This is a genomic window from Nostoc sp. CCY 9925, assembly GCF_963920935.1.
GTDB lineage: Bacteria > Cyanobacteriota > Cyanobacteriia > Cyanobacteriales > Nostocaceae > Nostoc.
Genome location: NZ_CAWUDO010000016.1, coordinates 1 through 15110, shown reverse-complemented (window position 1 = coordinate 15110; position 15110 = coordinate 1). Strand labels below are relative to the sequence as shown.

The following is a 15110-nucleotide window of genomic DNA, read 5'->3' as shown; positions in this document are numbered from 1 at the left end:
ATGATTATGTAAAGCCATAACTTATCTAATCAACAATAATTTGCTGTTAAGTTTGATTACCATGCTCCATACTGATCGGCGGGTAAGCTACCAATTTTATCTCTGAGAAAAGCTTTTAATTTTATTGATATTTGCGGATTGATAAGTAATTTTAAAGGAAAAGTTATCAACTCTTTCAATAGCCAAGTCAAATAAAACTTTCGATGTTTAATATTTAAACTATTTGATTCTTGTTTAGCAAATTTAGAGGTGACTTTCCAACTCTCGTGAATTTGCTTAAATTTGTTCAATGGTTTCCCACTCATGCCATTAAGGGAGTAAGAGACAAGAGGCATTGTAACGTATTGAAAGCAAAAACCCGACCTGTAAGCTCGAAAAATAAAATCGTAATCAGCTGCTATCTCATAGCTTAAATCAAACAAACCTAATTTGTCATATACGGATTTTTTCACAAAACAACTAGGATGATTAAGCGTAAATTTGAATACTAAATTTTTTAATTCTCCGGGAATAAAAGTATTCATATATTTACCTTCAAAATAGTTATCTATAGAAGAGTAAAGAATTGAAATTTTGGGTTCTTGCTGAAAGCTATTTTCAACAATTTGCAATGCATTAGGATTATACCAATCATCAGAATTTATAATACCGATAATATCTCCTGTGGCAAGATTTACGCCTTTATTCATAGCGTCATAAATACCTCTATCAGGTTCTGATATTAAAATATCTATGTCATCTGAATAACGATTAATTATTTCTAAAGTTCCATCATTTGACCCACCGTCAACAACAATGTACTCTAATTCAGCTTGAATATCTTGATTAATTACGCTGAGTATAGTCTTTTCAACAGTACTGGCAGCATTGTATACAGGTGTAACAATTGATATTTTCATTGTTTATTGTTCTAGTTAATTTTCTAAATTGTTTACTTATCAGACTATTTGCTAGATAGTTAATTTCACTAACATTTAATTTCTTGAAAAAGCGAAAGGTAGTGATGCGCTTGAGTTGCTATAGTGAATTCTTGTTCTGCTTTTTGGCGAGCAAAGTAAGAGAGTTTATTATTTCTATCTTCGTCTTCCAACACCCAAGCTATTGCTTTAGCCAAATCTTCAACTTTGAATGGTTGAGCTAAATAACCATTCTTTTGATGCTCAATCATATCTGGCATACCACCAATATTAAAGGCGACTGTCGGTGTTCCACAGGCGATCGCCTCCATCACAGTATTTGCCAAGTTCTCTTCAATGGAAGGTAGAACAAACACATTTGCTATTGAATAAACTAAAGCTAATGATAGGTCATCGTTAAACGTACCTAAATAATGACTTTTTAAACCAAAATTTGGTGGTTTTTCTGGCTGAGATGCCCCAAAAATAACAACTTCTAATTTATCTTTCCAGCCAGATATACTTAGCTCTTGCAGGGCTGCTTGCAGTAGATGAAAGCCTTTTCGGCGATCGCTAGTTGCCTGTAGCGATCCGAAAAGAATTAGTTGTTTATCTTGGGGTAAGTTAAGTAGTTGTCTGGCTATGGATTTTTGAATAGGTCTGTAGACTTGAGTATCCAATCCATTAGGAATGACCTCTATCCGCAAATCCTTAAATAAGGAACTGGATTTAGCGCACTTAGCTAACCAAACACTAGGTGAAATAATTGTCAGATTCAAATCTCTCCAAGCTTTAGTTTTGCGTTGCCATACCCAATGGGATAAGTCCCAGTTGCGAGTACTCCCAAGTTGGGGACAACTACCACAGGATGCTGTGTAGCGATCGCATTCCCCGGTGTAATGACACCCTCCAGTAAATGCCCACATATCATGGATAGTCCAAACTATAGGGCGTTTAAGTTTGGCAATAGTTTCTATCTGCATAAATGCAGAATTAATCCAGTGGAGATTGATGATATCTGGATTAATCTGAGTAACCTTAGAAACAACTGTATCTGGTAACCACTGTAGAGAAAATGTAGTTTTAGTACGCTGACCATAAAACTTTAATGGCAAGGTATCAAAGGTCTGTTTTGCGCGTGCCATACCTTGAGAAAGTCTGAATTCTGGTGCAAGCACCGTTTTGTCATCACTATATTTTTCTTGTGTTAATACTTGTGAAATTGCACCAATACCCTGTAATCCTTGGTGCAAACGATAAGCAGCACGCGAGGCACCGCCACTAATATCAGAGTGATTGATCAGTAAAATTTTCATTTGTATTCCCTGGCTTATTCAGCCTCAGATACACTATCACAATACTCAGGTTGAAAATCTTTTAATGAAAATTGATTTTTGATCTTTTTATTCATTTACTCAGTATATTGATTACGCACATTTTACAACATTAGCTTTGATTCTATTTTGCCAAATTATAGTTGATAGTACTATTGATACATATATTGAACATATTGTATGCGCTGAGATCATAGTTAATGTTTCACTAACTTGTAATAAAAAGGAAAGCATGAGAAATTCGAGCATCCAAAAACTTTCAATTGTTTTAGTTAAATGTATTAGATTAATTACTCTCTTAACTGCTGCAAAAAAATTGAATATAAATACTGAAAATCCTATAATACCTAATTGCAAGAAAGTATCGATAAAACCATTGTGGGAGTGAAAACGAGTAGTAACAGTAGATGCAGCCCAAGTGTGTTTAACAATTGACAGACCCTCATTAGAAGTCCAAAATCCAGCTAACCCATAACCCAGCCAAGGTCGTTTTAAACCAGCTTCAATCGCTAACTCCCAAATATCATAACGCCCATTCAAATCTCGAGGCTTGCGTAGAACATCAACTACTATCATTTCTAAGTTACTAAATATTAAGACAGCAATACTTCCAGCTAATAATACTACAATGACATACATTATTGTACGAATTTTGTAGTGCCATCTTGTGAATTTGAGAATGGGCAATAAAGTTAATGCAACTATAAAACCTATCCATGATGTCTTACTTTTGGAGAGGAAAAGTAAGATTATTGAAAAGCTAAATCCACCCCATGTGAGCCAAGGAAATCTTTTGTGGGTAAAAGAACTCAGCAAAAACAATATGGCTGCGTGCATCATCATCCGACCCAGATATTGCTTGTGTGTCAACAAGCCTTGCCATGAGGGTTCATTGTTTGCCTGAGAAATAGCAATGTATGGTTGACCTATAGCAACTGCAAAGCCAGTAAATATGAAGTTGAGAATCACCGCTATGCCAAACATTTTGAGCAATAGTTGCATCAATTCCTTTGGGTTATATTGGGCAGCTAGATAAATCCCGAACAAAATCGCACGTATAACACTTTTAGACTCGTCTAAAGTAAATTCCGGAGCAGTAGACCAGAAATACGATAGCAATATAGTACCAATTAGTAGCAGTAGAGATATATCTCTAGTAGCAACATAAATGCATCGTTTCCATTGCAAAATTATCAGAAATAGTAGAATACCATAGCTTGCAGTATTGAAGCGATCGCGCAATTCAAAAATGTTAGCGTCAAAGAAGCCTATAAATAATAAGAAAATTCCAAGAATTTCTAATTTATTACATACTAAGTTCAGTATTCTATTAACTGTAAATTTTCCTATTGATGAAACACTCATTTAAATATTATTCTTATAATTAAAGTTTCCGTCACAGTGTTTGACTAGTGTAAGATTTATTGAAATATGAATAAACAAGTTTTACCATCCGTCATAAACAATCAAAGATTTAGTTAAACCAAAGATTTTCTCTTCATAATAATTTGCACCAGGGAAAAGATTAGTAAACTGTTTTTTGCTCAATAATCTAATAGATTCAACTTCAACTCTGGCTTTTTGCTTATCTGGTTGTTTTTTCAACCATCCGAGATCAAAGCGAGTCAATAACTCAACTCTAAGCCCTATTGGAAGAAATTGAAAGAAGGGAAAAATGAAATGAGGCTCAATCGGAAAGTAAAGATTAGGTGTTTGAATAAAATACCTTTGTCCAACTCGCATTACTTCATTAGCCATTTGACGTTGATCGCTATAATCTCCTACATGTTCAATGACAGAATTTGAAAAAACAATGTCAAATTCTTTGTCTTTAAAGTGTTTTAGATTCCTGGCATCACTAGTCATAATTTTAATTTTCTGATTACTTGTACCATGCTTTTCATAAAAAGGATTTATATTGACTACATAAATTTCTACATTTACAGGAGTTTGTTCAAAAAATGCCGAATTTTGCCAAAACTCTGGGACTCCTCCTACGTCAAGTATTTTGACTGAACTTTGTGTTGTTGGTATCAAAGCCATGAGGGAAGAAAAAAAACTCAGCCGTTTTTTTCTCAATTTTGCTGACCATGAATTAGAATTACGGTGGTCATAGACTTTTTCGATGACTTGGTTAAACATTGTTGTTTCTCAGCTAATATTTTTTATGCCCATAATCTAGTATTGTTAAGTTTAAATATTTAGGGAATATTTAACTTCATTAACAAATCCTTTTCTAATAGCAACAATATTCTGATAGGCAAATATTTCCAAATTCAATGAGTAATATTCACCTAAAAAAACTAATCCATCCGGTAATAATCGATAAAGTAAATAGTTGTTTAATGTTTCATAAATATCTCTAAAGAAAACTCTACTTACAACATTCATTTCATTAAATTCAAGTTGGATGATATCAATTAATCCTTCCGCAAGACTTTCTTTTGCTCCCAATAAGACCTTAAGCTCATTGCCCTCTGTGTCTATTTTTAGTAGCCTAATATGACCAATTTTAGAAGTTTTCACTAATTCATCTATTGTAGTTACGTTTACATGCCAACTTTGTGAAACTCCTTTGTGGATCTTATCGATGACATCTTTATAGAGAGAAGCATGAGAAGTAGAAGTTTTATTTTGATAGTCATAGAGTTGTAAGCTACCTGCTACATCACTACAAGCTGCATTCAACGCTACATAATGATTTTGATTAGCTTGAACTTCAAGCTCTTTAAAGGTATTGGGATGAGGTTCAAATGCATAAATATTTGTACTTGGTGATAAAATTTTAATTTTGTTAGAGTAATTGCCAATATTGGCTCCCACATCTACTACTACTGAATTATGCAAAAGTTTTGCTATTTTTTTTATAAAAAAATCTTCACCGCTTAATCTATCATTTTCATGATTAAGAATTCCCATACCCCTCAAGCTCAGAATAAAAATTAGCTTATTTAATTTGAATAATGATTTTCTGAGAAACAAAAACCTATAAGTATATATTATAATAACTAAAATGTTTTCTTTGGTTTTTTTATAGATCATAAAATCCTACAACCAATACTAATTATGAAATGATGGCAAATTTTTGAGTGATATCAAGTCCGGCTAATTACTTATAATTTAAAACTCTCTGCCTCGGCGGCAACCTTAAGAGAAGTGTTCATCCAGACATGAATTATATGAAATGGAAAGATTGTTAAAAAGGTAACAATGATTTGATTTGCATCTGAAATATTTTTCGTGTTTTTGGATGAAAGGCATGGCTGAAAAAAGTAGCAAATGATTGAGAGATTACAGTTGCTATAGCAGCTCCAACTCCACCATACTTAGGAATCAGTAAAAAATTTAACCATATATTCATAATTGCCCCTAGTAAAGTTCTGTTTAGGGAAAGATGAGTCAAACCTTCACCAATGAACCAGGGTGACGTCGCTACCCCCATGAAGACAAATAAGGAAGCCCAGATATGAATTGCTAGCACTTGTCCCGCTGCTAGATAGCCATTACCAAAAAGCATCGTAATTATTGATCCGGATAGAAATGACATTGGTAGAGCGATCAGCAGAGAAATCACCACCATCAGACGCAGTAATTGTTTGATCCGCTGATAATAAAGTGCTTCACTAGTTTGTTTGGCAGCATAAATTGTTGGAGACACCGAAGAGACGATCGCTGTGGGGATAAAATACCAAACTTCTGAAATACGTGACGCAGCCGAGTAAATACCCACAGCAGTATTGCCAATCATTTCTCCTAGCATAATTTGGTCAATTTTCATGTAAATTATGATACTCATACTAGAAAGAATCAGAGGCCAACTATCTTTTAACAGAGCCTTAGCCACTGAAAAATTCCAACGCCACAACTGCACAGAGTAGCCATTGACTCTGTAGGCAATTGCCAAACCTACTGCACCCAAGCTAAATTCTGCTAATGTCACCCAGGCAAAAGCAATCAATGGCGCTTGGATATTGATAAGAGCTATTTTAACTAGAGTAGCGATGATAAAAGCAGTATTTTTAGCAACTACTGTGTACTTTGATAGCAGTTGAGACTGAAACCAAAAATCAATCGTATCTACAGCCTGAAAAATTCCTGCGCTTGCCAAAATTGCTACTAGCCAGACAGTCATCTTTTCATTTGGGCGTAACACATATATAACACCAACTGCTAACAACAGAGAACTCACTCCCCCAAACAATTTGAGCCAGAAAGTTGTACCTATAATTTGGTCTTTGCTCGATCTACTACGCACAATATCACGGACTACTACCCTATCTAATCCTAAGGTGGCAAACGGACTGAATAGGGCAACAAAGGCAGCTACGTAGTTAAAAAGACCATACTGCTGGACTCCCAAGTATCGTGCTACCCAAACCCCCACAATAAGACCTACACCCATACGAAGAATGCGATCAACAAACAACCAACCTGTATTTGTAACAATTGCACGCAGACCAGTGCGAGATTTTAGGAGCGATAGCTTGTGAATTTTGAATTTATCTAACATCAAACTTTAATTGCCCTAGTTTTTGCTAACTCAAATCTCGGAGGTACATAATTTTGTTACAACCTAGTCTTGATAAATTTCCTCTATTTGAGAGCTTCACGCAATAAATAATCTTTTGAAATTTGAATTTGTTGATTTAAATCATTTCTTTGCTGCTCTGTTAAGAGTGGTGATAACAAGTCATCATCAGTTAAAAATGTTTTTTTATTATTTATTTCATTTAAATTTAATAATCTACTTTCTAAACCTAAAGGAGTTAATATATCTCTAACTTTAACCGTTTTTTGTGGATGACTGAAAATAATAAAAGGTTTATTAAAAATAATGGCAAATACTAATCCATGAAAAAAATTTGTTACGACAAATGAGGCATTATAAAAATAACCAAGCCAATCGTCTGGTGCAATATCAAATAAATCTAGCTTAAGAAATGGTTTTAAATGAATTTGTGGCGCGCCTATTGCAATAATATCTAATCCTTCTTTCTCTGCTAATGCTTTTACATATTCAGCCTCTTTTTGGTCTAGCAATCCATACACTAGTATGTATTTGCTTTCAACATCAGAAACTTTAATAATATCTTCGTAATCTATTAAAAATGTTGGATCAACAACTTTTTTAATATGAAAATCAAACCCACCTTGATTAATTAGGGACAAGCTATTATTATCTCTTACAGAAACGGAATAAAAATCTTTGAGTAAATTATGTATTTTTTCTTTATTTAAACCCAGATTGGTTGTAGACCCAAAACTTGGAGCATAACTTACTTTACGAGTATCTTTTCCATTTAGGAAATCTAGAAAATAAGGCGTATCTAACCCTCTTGGGCTATTTACGTTCCATATTTCGTCACTGCCACAAATCACAACATCATATAAATGTTTATATTCATTTAAAGTATTTTTTTCATAAAACTTTTTTGGACTAATTTTCAGATTTTTATCCAAAAAGTTATTCATATTTACAACCTTTTTTCTACTTTTTAGAAGCAGATTTGGATTGAACCAAGAACGTTTAGGATATAAATATTTCCTTTGTTCTAATCTAATTGATTTAGATCTGTAATCAATAATCTCTACATCATATCCGTTATTTTCTAAAAAACGAGATAAAGCATAAGCTTGCAATGTTGCTCCATAGTTAATTGTAAAATGGTAAGTGATTATTCCGATTTTTAGACACATAATTTGTATTGACAATGATAAAGAACTATGATTTTTTTTTTTACAAGTCGCACCCTTGATTAAAATCTTACTTGTTTAGCAAGTAAGATTTAATTTTTTTCTTCAAAATAGAGAAATAACTTAATTTTAAATATTTTTCATAAAAAGTTTTATCATAATCTCGATCAACTACAGCATAATGATTAATCTTTAAAGGAAACTTGAGTGGCATAGTTGTCATCTTAGCTAAGCCTGAATTAGCTTGTGTAGTATGAGTTGCATCATTATCAAAACCAATATTAGAAATTAAATTTACTGCGGGAACAATCACTAACCCTGACTGGGATAACCGACAGCAGAACCATTGGTAACTCCATGCATTGTACATCTCTGGATTTTTAAAGGTTTCAGAAAATATCAAGTCGTAAGTTTTAAATTGTTGGTTGTTTGCCAGAATACCACCTATACGCTGTCTTACTTCTCTATCTGACCAGAATTTAATTTCATAGTCAAAGTATTTCCAAGCTCTTTTCCATGAAGCCCAACCCCAAACTCCACCATAGTAAGCAAAGTGATAGCTTTGAATGTCTGATTTCCACTCTATTAAAGGATTGCAACCAGCGATTGTCATAATCCTCTCATCATGGCTATACATTTCCAACATAGTTTCGCAAAATTTAAAAAATGTCGGTTGAGGCAAACAATCATCTTCCAAAAAAATTGCTTCATTTACCTGTTCAAACACCCAATTAATTCCTGTTGCCAGACGCTTACCACAACCCAAGTTAACATCTGAGTAATTTTTTAGTACTTCACAATTCCAATCAACCTGTTCAATAACCGCACGAGTTGCTTCACATTTTTCTAATTCACCAACTTTGTCTTTACGATAGCCATCAGCAATGACCAATAATTGAGGTGGTTTTGCTTGACGAATAGCTTGAAATACTTTTTCTGTGTTATCTGGGCGATTAAATATGAATAGAGCGACTGGAGTTTTCATGGTTAATAATATGTTTGAAGAAATTAACAATTTGTCATGTCAAAAGTAAATTCGTACCTACTCTACTTCTAGGGTAATAAGGAATCACCTAGAGAATTGAGCAGCACATTTTTGTATGACGCTCAATTTGCAAAATAAGTCTATCATGAGAGATATGAAAGAGGGATAATATTACAATACAAAATCAACTGTGCAAAAGGTTAATCCACAAAAACTACTTAATAACCAATACCTCTTGAACTGGCTTGCGAGGAGATTGAGTTACTCTCAATTCTTCAGGCAGATGACCAACTGCAATCATCATAATGATAGACTCTGAATCTTTAATGTTTGTGGCTTTTTTGAGTGCCTTATCAACCGAGCGTTCAACACTCCAATTCAAACAACACGTTCCCAAACCTAGAGAATGCAGGGCATAAACGAGAGACATAGCATACATACCCCCATCAATCCAGCACTGATTTCGCTCTCCAATTAAGGTAAAGTTTTCTAGGTCAGATACAACAATTAAAACTTTACTAGCTTGGTCACCAAAACCCCGGTTACCACTCTGATAGCTCAGAACTTTTTGTTTATCTTCATCACTACTAAATACATACACCTTCGATGACTGTCTATTGCAAACTGATGGAGTTTTTTGAGCCATAGCAACTGCTTGTTCAATCAAGCACATATTTACCTCAACGGGTGCGAAGTGTCGGATACTGTATCTTGATTGAAAGAAACCTCGAAGATCTATATGAGCATCCTCAAGAATTGACTTCTTGGTTACCTTAAAAATACCTCCTTCACCTGTACTATTGCTGTAAATAGGAATTGCTTCTTTCAACTTGAGTATTGACTCATAAAGGTGCTCGTCTTTGAAGCCATGTTCCAAGTTAAAGGAATAGTAAGCTAAGAGAGCATTGAGTGTGATTTGTACAGTTTCATCAAAACCGTATTTTTGTTGATAGGCAGACAAGTTAGATAATAGTCTTTGAATAGTTTCCCGTCCAAAACCAACTCTTGGCTCTTTCATTGCTAATCCTTTTTCAAGGCTATGGTAGTCAATTGTAATTCGAGCTTGGAATTGGGTTTTTGTTTCAACTTTCAAATTGCTTGAAGGGTGTCTCACACTGACTGACGAGTTTTTGACAAATCGCCCACAATCATAAGCGTAATTTAATAAAAGTTTTGGCATGAACGTCAGACGCCATCGTTGATGATATAGCTTGTATCTAACGTGTGCCGGGATGAATTTTTTCAGAATGTTTTTGACTCTAAATTTCCAACTTTCGGGGTGAATATCAGTTATCAAACTTACAAATACTTGTGATTTTGACATCTCTAGCTTGAAAATATGGACTAGGAAGTTAGGAGAAAACCTTTTTAATGTTTGGTTGTGGGATTTTCCTGTGATTAGCATGGCTAACTCAAACAGCTTGCTTCTTTTTTGTCTTGTTCGATGACAAATTCGACTCAGTTGATTCTCTGGAGTAGTAGAAGTAGCTGTCAGTTTCTCGTTTGATATTCACGCCGTTAATCACCATCCCTAAAACTTGTTGCCCTGACTGTCTGAGAAACTCTTTAGCTGCATTGGCGGTATCATAGTTAATCACTCCAGGGCGAACCACCAACAAGATACCGTCAACTAACTTACTTAAAACCGCAGCATCTAGCATTCCTGCAAGGGAAGGGGTATCGAAAATTACGAAATCGTACTTCTGTGTAAAATAACCGACTAGTTTAGCCATCCTCTGGGAATCTAAAAGTACTGCTGGGTTAGGAGGTACAACTCCAGAAGGTAGAACGTCAAGGTTTGGCATTACTTTGTGTACAGTTACACTGAGGGGAACTTGGTCAATCATGACATTGGATAGCCCAACTGCATTTGTCATTTCCCAGATATGATGCTGCATTGGATGGCGCATATTGGCATCCACTAGTAATACTCGTTGTCCTGACTGAGCCATTGTCACAGCTAAATTTGCAGCTACTTCAGACTTGCCTTCTTTGGATACAGAACTAGTAACTACGATCGCTTTTAGCTTTTTATCGGAATTTAGAAACTGTAAGTTGGCTTGCAGCATTTGGTATGCATCACCAACAGGATACTGGGGAATCTCTCTGCCAATTATTCTGGGGATCTGTTGCTCTACAGAACTCTTTTTAAGATTCCTACCTACTGAAGGAATCACCCCTAGTAAGGTGTATTGGAATAATTGCCTAGCTTCTTTGACTGTTTTCACAGAGCTATCAATTAGATCTAAAGTGAACGCAGTAATAATGCCAAGCATAAGACCTATAACTCCACCTCCCAATATAAATAGGGCTTTACGAGGACCAGTAGGGTCATCTGGTACTAAGGCAGAGGAGATGATGCGAGCATTGCCAATATTTTGGTTTTCTGCTACCTGGACTTCTTGGAGTTTTGTCAAAAGTACTTCGTAAGTTGTTTGAGCCGCTTTCAGCTTGCGCTCGAGTTGGCGCTGGGTCTGTTCCAGCTTGGGTAAAACATTTGCTCGTTGTTTGTATGCGTACCACTTATCAGAAAGTGTAGCAATTTGTTCGGCTAAACCAGCCCGTTCTGTCTCAGTGCGAGCAAAATCTTCAATCAGACTTTGACGTAGTTCTCCAATTTGTAAATTTCTTGCAGAAATTTGCTGATTACCACCTATGCTTCGGTTGATGCGATTTTGTAGTAAGTTGTTGAGACCAGTTATTTTTTCTTGCAAGTTGATGATGGTAGGGTGAGTTGGCTGCAAACGAGTTTGCTCAACTGTCAACTGGTTTTGTGCTTCTTGAAGTTGAGTCAACACTTGTTGAATCCCAGGTATTTGACTCAAGGAGGCAAAACTCACAGATTGCTCTGAATCAATGGTTGCCTGATTTTGCAACTTTTGTACCCGAGCATTGACATTAACAAATTGAGCTTGGGCTTGAGAAATTTGCTGTTCTAAGCTGGCAATAGTTTGGACTGCTATGGATGCCTCTGTTTCCAGAGCAATTATTTTATTTTCCTCTTTAAATTTACGCAGGTTCGACTCTGCTTCTCTTACAGATGCTTCAGTAGCAGGTATTTCTTGCCCGATAAACTTCCGGGCTGAAGCTGCCTCAGCCCGATTAGCTTCTATGTTATTCCTGATATAAACTTGCATGAGTTGGTTGACAACTTCGGCAGCTAAAAATGGATCTTTATCTGTATAGGAAACTTGTAAAATCTCAGTCCCTTTGGCATTTTCTATCTTCAGGTTTCGCAGAAAGTCCTGAATTTTCAAAGGTTCACCTTGTTTGTCTTTCAGGTCAAGGGTTCTAATAGTTTCCTGAAGAACTGGAACAGATGTCACGATCTTTGCCTGAGTTTCTAAAGGATTATTTGTAGAAGTTAAAGACTCTAGTCTGCCTATAGCTTCTCCTAGACCAGTTAGTGAGGAGGTTTCATTTGTCCTAATCAACAAACTTCCATTTGCTTTATATGATGGTTTTAATGAGAGTGCAAATAAGGTTGCACCGACAGTGACTATTGCCCAAATTCCGACTGTAGGAAGCCAACGTCGTTGTAAAACGAGTAGATATTTTTGAAAATCTATCTCTTCAGAGTTTGGTTTAGTTTCCATAATCGCAAGATATTGATTTTATTGGTCTATAGGAGGCTGCAATTATTTTAAAGTGTTTACCGAAAATCCTTGGTGCTGCTAGAGCCGGCTATTCTGGCTTGTCTTTTAGTAAACTCTCCTACAGAAGGGTTGCCTTCGGGGTGAATTACGCCACTTGCTTGCTGCCAAAGTTCTGAGGGTGCGATCGCCACTTCATAAGTGCGATCGCATTTCTTGACGTGATACCACTTTGTTTGCTGACAGAGATTGCACCAAAATTCTTCCAACCATTCTCCTTCTAAAGGAATAGCTGTTTTAGTTGCCACTAAAATTAGTGCATTCTGTCGTCCTATCCCCCTTTGTTGGAGTTGTCCGGCTCGATCAGCATATAATTTATACTTTTGACTCACACTATCCAAATAGCATCCATGAATTGGACAGTAAATAGCCCGTCGCTTTGAACGTTTCCGATTTTGGTTACTTTGGTTACACTTATTCTGCAATTAGACCTCACTTATTGGTAGGCACACCATTAATAAGGTTCCACTGGAGGGACTGAGATATAAATCATCGAAGCCCAACTCCTAAATCAAACATCAGTTATTTAATTACACTCAAAAATTTTGATTAATTCTTAATTAGCCTAGCATAACTATTTTATTTTCTTTTTTTATCTACTAAAAAAAAAATAAATTTATATCCTAAGACTTAACCATAATTATAGATAGGGTAAATAGAGATTAATCAGAATCATTGAGGTGTCCATTTTTCAGAAATTCCTTACTTAATATTTTCAGATTTTTGGGAAAAGGCACTATTACAAAGAGGTAAAACTCAAAAGAGATAATACTTAATACTCCCAGCTTTTTACCTATTCTAAATAGCAAGTTGATTTAGTCGATGATGTCCTAGCGACGAAATCAACTTACTTCAACTGGATTTAGATCCTCGACTTATTAAATAAGTCGAGGATCTAAGGAGCAACTTTTACTTAAGTAATTACAATTCATGACTAGGTACTGGAGATTAAAGATTGACAACCATTCTTGATATGTTCGGACGATAAACAATTTCTCAATGAATAAACTAACTTTTTGTCAACATATGAAGAATGATGGAAAACTGGGTTGCCACTCGTAAAAATATGTTCAGGGCTTTGATACCTCCCAAATTTTAGAACAATTTTTCAGTAGCCACTACCCACAGAGAGAATATACCAACAACCAGCATCATGAAGTATGGTGTTGCGCCTCCTTTGGTATGGTCTCTGGCTCGTGGCTCAGTGGGAACTAGCAATCGCCGCTACTAGTCGATTGATTTTCATACAAAGAGGCCGACTACGGTAAATACTTAAGAAATATAAAATATTTCTTCCTCTCACTTAAGTAAATTAACACTAGTCTCGTTCTAAAGATATAAAATTATATTAAGATTTGTAAAGAATAATTGTGTCTAGGGAGGCTGTTAGGCACACCGATAAGCGGTATCAAAATTGTGCATTGCGGCCTTGCCTGCGAGTAAACTCTGCTACAGAAGAGTTTCCTTGAGGGTGAATTATGCCACTTGCTTATTGCGTTGTGAGGGTGCGATCGCCAATTCATAGCTGCGATTATATTTCTTGACATAATCCCACTTTGTTTCCTCGCAACTATCACACCAAAATGCTTCCAACCATTCACTTTATAAGGGAATAGCTGTTTTAATTGCTACTCAAATTAGTGCATTCTGGCGTCCTAAACAACTAATAATATACCCAAAGATAGATTTTATATTCGGTAAGTAACTCTTATTGTTACTTACGAGTATCTTAATATCGGGTTAATATGAGTTAAATATGAAACCGGAATAACGTGAAAACACAACTTGTTTCTAGGGCATTTCACAAAGTATTTCGCCGCGTATTTCAACTATTAAACATAGATGAAGTAACTGGTACAAAAGTCGTATCGCGCAACGATTTATTACATATTGGTACAGATTATGGCGGCTGGGTAGTTCCCAAAGACTTACTGAATGCAGATTCTACATGCTATTGCGTTGGTTGTGGGGAAGACATTACGTTTGACTTGGGGTTGATAGAAGAATTTAACTGCCACGTCTACGCTTTTGATCTTACTCCTCGTGCAATTAAGCACGTTAGAAAACATGCCGCCGATTATCAGAAGTATCATTTCTCTGATATTGGGCTGTGGAATCAAGAGGAAAAATTAAGGTTTTACGCACCAAAAAATTCAGCGCACATATCACACTCTGTCTTAGAATTTACAAAAAACTGAAGAGTTTTTTGAAGCTCAGGTAGATAGACTTGCAAACGTTATGCACAAGAACGGACACACTCATCTCGACTTACTAAAACTAGACATCGAGGGAGCCGAGTATAAGGTTGTAAACTCCATTATTGAAGACAAATTGGATATTAAAATACTATGTGTTGAATACGACGAATGCTTCAACCCTTTAGATACAAACTATAGGGACAGAATAAAAGAGTCTGTAACCAGTATCCTGCAATTTGGATACTCACTTGTATATGCTCAAGGTAATGGAAATTACACCTTTGTCAAGGAAGTATAAGTAGAATGGCGCAAAAAAACCAAAGTATGTAACGGAAAGTAAAGTTGCTCAA

12 protein-coding genes and 1 pseudogene are annotated in these 15110 nt (G+C 35.7%); 2 read left to right on the top strand and 11 right to left on the bottom strand.

From position 1 onward, the window contains the following. Positions 1-56: 56 nt before the first annotated feature. From ACM0OY_RS11090 to ACM0OY_RS11040, 11 genes are all read right to left on the bottom strand, one after another. Positions 57-899: a glycosyltransferase family 2 protein gene (locus ACM0OY_RS11090; protein WP_414568909.1), complete on the bottom strand. Its 843-nt coding sequence runs from the start codon at positions 897-899 to the stop codon at positions 57-59. A gap of 68 nt (positions 900-967) precedes the next feature. Beyond that, the gene (locus tag ACM0OY_RS11085) at positions 968-2212 is read right to left on the bottom strand and encodes a glycosyltransferase family 4 protein (RefSeq protein ID WP_414568908.1); all 1245 of its coding nucleotides are present in this window, start codon (positions 2210-2212) and stop codon (positions 968-970) included. A gap of 111 nt (positions 2213-2323) precedes the next feature. Beyond that, the gene (locus tag ACM0OY_RS11080) at positions 2324-3595 is read right to left on the bottom strand and encodes an O-antigen ligase family protein (RefSeq protein WP_414568907.1); all 1272 of its coding nucleotides are present in this window, start codon (positions 3593-3595) and stop codon (positions 2324-2326) included. Between the two features lie 81 nt (positions 3596-3676). Then, positions 3677-4372: a class I SAM-dependent methyltransferase gene (locus ACM0OY_RS11075; protein ID WP_414568906.1), complete on the bottom strand. Its 696-nt coding sequence runs from the start codon at positions 4370-4372 to the stop codon at positions 3677-3679. Between the two features lie 51 nt (positions 4373-4423). Beyond that, on the bottom strand, positions 4424-5149 hold the full coding sequence (locus tag ACM0OY_RS11070) for an FkbM family methyltransferase (protein WP_414568905.1): 726 nt from the start codon (positions 5147-5149) through the stop codon (positions 4424-4426). Positions 5150-5426: 277 nt separating this feature from the next. Then, the gene (locus tag ACM0OY_RS11065; protein WP_414568904.1) at positions 5427-6740 is read right to left on the bottom strand and encodes a flippase; all 1314 of its coding nucleotides are present in this window, start codon (positions 6738-6740) and stop codon (positions 5427-5429) included. Between the two features lie 83 nt (positions 6741-6823). Then, the gene (locus ACM0OY_RS11060) at positions 6824-7927 is read right to left on the bottom strand and encodes a polysaccharide pyruvyl transferase family protein (protein ID WP_414568903.1); all 1104 of its coding nucleotides are present in this window, start codon (positions 7925-7927) and stop codon (positions 6824-6826) included. A 67-nt stretch (positions 7928-7994) separates the two neighbouring features. Continuing rightward, complete coding sequence (locus ACM0OY_RS11055; RefSeq protein ID WP_414568902.1) at positions 7995-8909, bottom strand: glycosyltransferase family 2 protein; 915 nt, start codon at positions 8907-8909, stop codon at positions 7995-7997. A gap of 214 nt (positions 8910-9123) precedes the next feature. Then, positions 9124-9927, bottom strand: a complete 804-nt coding sequence (locus ACM0OY_RS11050; protein ID WP_414568901.1) for a nitroreductase family protein — start codon at positions 9925-9927, stop codon at positions 9124-9126. 394 nt (positions 9928-10321) lie between these two features. Further along, positions 10322-12505, bottom strand: coding sequence for a GumC family protein (locus tag ACM0OY_RS11045; protein WP_414568900.1), 2184 nt, complete (start codon positions 12503-12505; stop codon positions 10322-10324). A gap of 56 nt (positions 12506-12561) precedes the next feature. Continuing rightward, positions 12562-12987, bottom strand: a complete 426-nt coding sequence (locus tag ACM0OY_RS11040; RefSeq protein ID WP_414568899.1) for a hypothetical protein — start codon at positions 12985-12987, stop codon at positions 12562-12564. 1347 nt (positions 12988-14334) lie between these two features. Between ACM0OY_RS11040 and ACM0OY_RS11035 the strand changes: the two genes are divergently transcribed. After that, complete coding sequence (locus tag ACM0OY_RS11035; RefSeq protein ID WP_414568898.1) at positions 14335-14760, top strand: hypothetical protein; 426 nt, start codon at positions 14335-14337, stop codon at positions 14758-14760. Positions 14761-14779: 19 nt separating this feature from the next. Continuing rightward, a pseudogene (locus ACM0OY_RS11030) lies at positions 14780-15058 on the top strand (FkbM family methyltransferase); the annotation flags it as partial. Between the last annotated feature and the right edge of the window lie 52 nt (positions 15059-15110).